The sequence below is a fragment of the Streptococcus sp. GMD4S genome, from assembly GCF_000296955.1.
Genome location: NZ_AJRE01000200.1, coordinates 1 through 1,660, shown reverse-complemented (window position 1 = coordinate 1,660; position 1,660 = coordinate 1). Strand labels below are relative to the sequence as shown.

Here is a 1,660-nt window from a genome sequence, read left to right as displayed (position 1 = left end):
TGATGGTTGGATTATTACCTGTAACTGTTGCTACAAGTTGACCTTGACCATTGTCTACAACTTTTACTGTTACTGTATAAGCATTTTTATCATAAGTTACACCAGCTTCACCACCATCTTTTTCAGTGATAGTATACGTGTGAGTTCCTGCAGCAGTGTATTCAATCGCTGGGAAAGCAACTGTTCCGTCTGCAGCATTCTTAGCTGTAGCTACAAGTTTGTCGCCTTCTTTCAATTCAAATTCATATTTATCTGCCTCAAGAGTTTTACCATTTAGGACTTTTTTAGCAGTAATTGAAGTTGTTGCAGATTTAACAGAATACGAATTTACAAAAACTTTATTGTCATATTTAACACTTGCAAACTTCTCACCATAAACATCTGTTACAGTAACTTCTGCGTTAATGGTCTTATCATCGTAAGCAAAACCTGGTTTTTGATCATTAACTTCTTTGATTTGATACTTATAAGTACCCACTGTAGAGAATTTAACGGCTTTAAATTTCACTTTGCCATCTTTATCATTCTTAACAGTTTCCACAACTGATCCGTTTGGATCAAGTAGTTGGAAGCTAAATTCTTCAGCAGCTAAGTCTTTTCCTTTTAACTGCTTAGAAACCTCAAATGAAACTTCTGTAGAACGTGAACCTGAACTAATACCTTCAGTTGTGGTTAATGGTGCAAAACCTTCTACATCAAAGTTTTCAGTTGAAGTCGTAATTTTAACGTTATTGAAAGCTTTCTTTGTTGTATTATCAACTGGTGCGGTGATACGAGTCTTATAAACTACATACAAACCTTGATTGGTTAGATCACCATTACCATTTGGAGTAATAGTGAAGTGATTAGAATCTTGAACAACAATGTGACTTGGATTCAAAAGAGGATGATGCTCATCTTTACCCCATTCAGTAAAGTAGTAACCTGTAATCTCACTAGCTAATACTTGTCCTTCAGGGATTGTATCTTGAATCGAAACACCTTCATAAGGATTGGCATATTTGTTTACGCGAATATACCAATTAATATAATTTGGATCGTTCGTATCTTGAACTCCCCATTTAGTGAATCCTGTTAGATCCTCATCTGGAACAATACGAGTCAAATTGTATACTCCTGCTCCAGGAATGTCGATTGGATACGATTTATTGAGTTCAACATTATCAGCCCATACAACAGTAAATAAGGCCGAAATTTGTTTCTCTTCAGGTAAGTTAGAAAAATAATCTTCGTTACTTACCGTTACAGTCGCTGTATTTGCAGACTTATTTGTCGTTAACTCAGCAACCTTAGTGACTCCATCGTTACCAAAGATTTCAGTAGTTGAATCTGATTCAATTTTGAATTCATTTGGAACTTTATAAACCATAAAGTCACCATTCTTCAACGTTGTTGAGTTGTCGAATTTGTAAGTGGTTTGAAGGTAAAATTTCCCTTCACCATACTCTGCACCATCAACTAACTTATTATTGTTAATTGTCGGTACTGTCGTTAGCGTATAGCTACTAGATGATAGTTCAGCAGCTTTAACCACATTGCTAGTTCTTAGTACTGGGATAAATACTGAAGCTACTAACAATAGCGCCATGAATGCATGAGAAAGTTTTTTATTAATCTTTTTCACAACATTTGCCTCCTTTATTTTTGGGGATAGATTCCC

The 1,660-nt window shown here is 35.4% G+C and carries 1 protein-coding gene; it reads right to left on the bottom strand.

Going from position 1 to position 1,660, the window contains the following annotated elements:
- Window positions 1-1,624: Spy0128 family protein (locus tag GMD4S_RS08610; RefSeq protein ID WP_044130087.1), on the bottom strand; the 1,624-nt coding region annotated here is incomplete at its 3' end.
- Window positions 1,625-1,660 lie beyond the last annotated feature (36 nt).